The sequence below is a fragment of the Synechococcus sp. R5-12 genome (genome assembly GCF_047502655.1).
GTDB lineage: Bacteria > Cyanobacteriota > Cyanobacteriia > Thermostichales > Thermostichaceae > Thermostichus.
The window spans coordinates 1-4,135 of record NZ_JANSIM010000231.1 but is presented as its reverse complement, the minus strand read 5'-3'; the positions used below and the strand labels follow the sequence as shown (position 1 = coordinate 4,135).

Sequence of the window (4,135 nt, the reverse complement as noted above, 5' to 3'; positions counted from 1 at the left end):
CCCTACGGGTACAGTGCGGGGCTCCTGCGATTTCTAGCTGAAGGCGGTCTCCGGGATCCCTTCCTGGGCCAGGGACAGGCCGCAGTGGCCCGCTCCGGCGATCAGCAGGGTGGGGGAAGGGAGGAGGGGCTCGACCCAGGATCCCGCGAGGAGCTGTGGGCGGGATGGCAGGGGGGCAAAGTGCTCCGCACCGCTGTCGCTAAGGCTGAGGTAGGGGAACCCCTGAGGATGGAGGGGAGTGATCAGCCAAGCCCTTTGCCCTTGGGTCAGAGCCTGGAGGATCTGGGCCGCCAATGTTTGGGCAAGGGATCCCTGCCATCGCTGTAGCCAAATGTGCATCCGTCCCCCGCAAACGCCCAGGGGAGGGCTGTTGAGATCGAGGGAAACCGGCATCCCAGCCGGCCAGGACTCCGTCTTGCCGAAGTGCTCCGCGCTGCTCTCGCCATCGCCAACGGGAACGGCAGCCTGCAAAAGGGTTTGCGCTCGGGCAATGACTTCCGCTTCGGCAGCTCCACCGCCAATGGTGCCCAACAGGGTGCCATCAGATCCCACGGCCAGTTTTGCCCCCGCCTGGCGAGGCACAGATCCCTGGGTGCGGACCACCGTGGCCACCACCAGCGGCCCGCGGGAGAGCATGTCTGCCAACTGTCGGTAAAAGGTCTCGTCCACCTCAGCCTCGGTTATGCCTACGGCACCCTAGCGGGAACGGTCAGGGACTCAATGATCAAGAAAGCCCCTCTAGGATGGCCTGATGGAAGGCAACCCGGAAAGCCTGGAATCCGTTCTCCTGCCGACCGTGGTAGACGGCGTTGGTGAGCAGCGTCACCACCAGCTCCCGCTCTGGATCGATCCACAGGGAGGTTCCGGTGAAGCCGGTGTGGCCGAAGGCGCTGGGGCTGAACGGGGAGCTGCTGGCCAAGGGATCCGGAGAGCGCAAGGCAAACCCCAAACCCCGGCGCTCGTGACAGCGGTGGGCATCCCCTTGCTGAGGCAACTGCTCGCGGGTCATTTCCCTCACCGTCTGCGGCTGCAACAGGGATCCCGTCAAAAAACTCTCCCCGAAAGCAGCTACTTCCTCTGCCGTGGCGAATAGTCCGGCATGGCCGGCGATCCCGCCCAGGCGGGCGGCATTTTCGTCGTGAACCTGCCCCTGTAGGCGGCGCTTTCGCCAAGGACACAGCTCGGTGGGGGCACAAGAGCCAGAGACAGAGGATGGGTCAAAGGGATCCCCTGGATAAAACTGAGTTTGGCTCAGGCCCAGAGGCCGCAAGATCCGGGCATGCAAGATCTGATCCAGAGGGGTTCCGCGCAGACGTTCCAAAGCCAGCCCCAGCAAGATCAATCCAAGATCGCTGTAGACTCTGCGGGATCCCGGCCTGTAGGCCAAAAAGGTGTGCAGGGCCATGTGCCGGGCAGATTCGGCATCGGGCTGTCGAAAAAGGGGTCGCCAGGCGGGCAAACCGGCGGTGTGGGCCAGCAACTGCCGCACCGTCACCTGTTCTGCTGCAATAAGCTGGCCCAAGGACTCCGGCTCCGCAGCTATCCATTCCCCTGGTTGCAGAGGATCTTCATAGGGGGCAATGGGGCGGGATCCCTGAAACTCCGGCAACAGGAGACTCACCGGTTGATCCAGCAGCAACGCTCCGGCTTCCACCAGGGCCATGCAGGCGGTGGCGGTGTACAGCTTGGTCAGCGAGGCCAGGTCAAAACGGGTGGCCGAGGTTGTCGGTTGGCGCCGGGTCTCAGGGTCGAGATGGCCTGCCGCCCTTGAGTAGATACACCTTCCCTTGTGGCGGATGGCCACCTGGGCAGCGGGGAAAAGGTGGGGAATGGCGGAGTTGAGCAGCCCCTCCAGCAAGGCTGGATCCCAACCCATCTGCTTCTCCTCCTGGCTTGGGGATCCCCAGTCCAACAAACAACTTGTAACGGTGTTTACAAAAGCCTACCGCTTCCCCGGCTAGGATGCCACCACGGCAGGCTACATCATCAAGGGATCCCGAGTGCGGCTGGAGTTGTTGCAAGCTTTTTTGAACGTGGTGGAAACGGGCAGCTTTTTGGCCGCTGCTCGCCTCAGCGGTCTGACCCAATCGGCCATTAGCCGCCAGATCCAGGCCCTGGAAGAAGCAGTGGGCGCTCCGCTGTTGCATCGCAAAAGCCCGGTGGCCCTAACTGTGGCCGGGGAACGGCTTTTGCCCCATGCCCGTCGCATCTGTCAAGAATGGCAGCGGGCTCAGGAAAGCATTCGAGAATGGCTGCAGGGCCAGCAAACCGAGCTCTGCATTGCCGGGATCCATTCTCTGATCGCCCATCAACTGCCGCCGGTGCTGCAACAGTTTTGCCGGGAGTATCCAGAGGTGCAGTTGCGGGTTACCGCTCTGGGCAGCGACCGCGCCTTAAAGGTGCTCAGGGATGGGCTGGTGGATGTGGCCCTGGTAATGGAGAACCCCCTGATGACGCGGGGGGCAGAGCTGGTGGTGGAGCCACTGTACTCCGAGCCAATTCAAGTATTGATGCCCGCCACCCATCCCCTCAGCCGCTACGAGCGGATCCCCTGGAAGGTGCTGGCGGAGTATCCCCAGGCTGTGTTCAAGGATGGCTATGCCATGCGCTCCTTGGTGGGATCCCATCTGGCCCGGCAGGGGCTTCCCCTCAAAGCAGCCCTGGAACTGAACACCTTGGATGCCTTTCGGGGGGTGGTGCGACAGGGGCAGCTCATTGCCCTCCTGCCGGAGTCGGCCCTGGTGGACTGCTGCGCCGATCCGGATTTGCAGGTGCGACCCACCGAGCCCCCCCTATTGAGGCGACAGGTGGTTATGGTCACCACCAGCGATCGCTATCGGATCCCTCCCATTCGCCGGTTTTTGCAGTTGGCCGCCCAGCTGATTAGGCAGTCTGGTAATGCTGAGCCTGCTTCCGGCGCAGATCCCCATTGGCCCTCTGCTGGGCTGTTGTCGGTTTTGTAGAGACCTTTTGTAGAAATTTCTGGTCAAATACCCATATCGGTAGTTTCAAGTGTTCCGCCCTTATCTCCCCCTATCCTGAGTAGCCCAGCGCTCCCGACCGCCGATGCTATGAGCCAAGAGTTTCGCGAGCTGTTGAAAAAAATCGGCAGCGGCACCCACACCCACCAGGATCTCAGCCGGGCAGAGGCCGCCAGCGCTGCTCGAATGCTCCTGCGGGGGGAGGCCACTCCCGCCCAGATCGGGGCTTTTTTAATTGCCCACCGCATCAAGCGCCCCACTGCCGAGGAGCTGGCCGGTATGTTGGATGCCTACGCAGAAGACGGCCCTCTTCTGCCCCGGCAGGATCTGCCTCATCCCTTGATCATCTTTGGCCATCCCTACGATGGCCGCTCGCGGACGGCACCGCTGGGGGTGCTGGTGGCTTTGCTGCTGGCAGCGGCAGGGTCAGCCGTTTTGCTGCATGGCTCTGGCTTCTGTCCCACCAAGTATGGGCTGCCCTTGGAAGCGGTGTGGCGGAGCTTGGGGGTAGATTGGCGGGGGCTATCCCTGGAGCGGGTGGGGCAACTGCTGGAACAAACCGGGCTGGGATTTTTGTATTTGCCCACCTGTTTTCCCCAGGCTCAGGCTCTGATGGACTACCGGGATCAAATCGGCAAGCGCCCCCCCTTGGCCACCTTGGAACTGGTCTGGACGCCCTACCAAGGACCCTTTCACCTGGTGGCCGGCTATGTGCATCCTCCCACCGAGGCCACGATGCTGGAGCTGTTTGCCCTGCGGGAGATCCGGCAATTCACCACCGTCAAAGGTCTGGAAGGCAGTTGCGACCTGCCACGGGAGCGAGCGGCCATTCTCAACCAGGGCGGGAAACGGCTGCTCTTGAAGGCTCGCGATTGTCACTTGGCAGGCCCGGAGATTCCCCTCTCCGGCGAGAAAGAGCTGCTCCAACAGATGCAGCAGGTGCTCAGCGGGGATCCCTGTGAACTCACCCCAGCCGTTCTCTGGAATGGGGGTAGCTATCTGTGGCTCCTCGGCCACGCCCCATCCTTGCCAGAAGGGATCCAACAGGCGGAAGACCTGCTTCGCTCTGGACGGGTGATGGAGAAGCTGAAACAACTGATCCGGGTGATCGACCTGATACATTTACGCTGAACACTGCTGAACATCACTGTTCA

4 protein-coding genes are annotated in these 4,135 nt (G+C 62.2%); 2 read left to right on the top strand and 2 right to left on the bottom strand.

Features of this window, described 5'->3' with window-relative positions; all coding sequences use genetic code 11:
• Window positions 1-33 precede the first annotated feature (33 nt).
• Both NW843_RS11880 and NW843_RS11875 read right to left on the bottom strand, forming a co-directional pair.
• Window positions 34-669: an XdhC family protein gene (locus tag NW843_RS11880; RefSeq protein WP_414523039.1), complete on the bottom strand. Its 636-nt coding sequence runs from the start codon at window positions 667-669 to the stop codon at window positions 34-36.
• 55 nt (window positions 670-724) lie between these two features.
• Window positions 725-1,876, bottom strand: a complete 1,152-nt coding sequence (locus NW843_RS11875; RefSeq protein WP_414523038.1) for a serine hydrolase domain-containing protein — start codon at window positions 1,874-1,876, stop codon at window positions 725-727.
• Between the two features lie 124 nt (window positions 1,877-2,000).
• Between NW843_RS11875 and NW843_RS11870 the strand changes: the two genes are divergently transcribed.
• The gene (locus NW843_RS11870) at window positions 2,001-2,963 is read left to right on the top strand and encodes a LysR family transcriptional regulator (protein WP_414343887.1); all 963 of its coding nucleotides are present in this window, start codon (window positions 2,001-2,003) and stop codon (window positions 2,961-2,963) included.
• A 108-nt stretch (window positions 2,964-3,071) separates the two neighbouring features.
• Window positions 3,072-4,112 carry an anthranilate phosphoribosyltransferase family protein gene (locus tag NW843_RS11865; protein WP_414523037.1) on the top strand — a complete coding sequence of 347 codons (1,041 nt, stop codon included), beginning with the start codon at window positions 3,072-3,074 and terminating at the stop codon, window positions 4,110-4,112.
• Window positions 4,113-4,135: the final 23 nt, after the last annotated feature.

Bases quoted from the DNA above. Each gene is read 5' to 3' on its own strand.
- NW843_RS11875 (WP_414523038.1), bottom strand. From the start codon at position 1,876: ATGGGTTGGGATCCAGCCTTGCTGGAGGGGCTGCTCAACTCCGCCATT.
- NW843_RS11865 (WP_414523037.1), top strand. From the start codon at position 3,072: ATGAGCCAAGAGTTTCGCGAGCTGTTGAAAAAAATCGGCAGCGGCACC.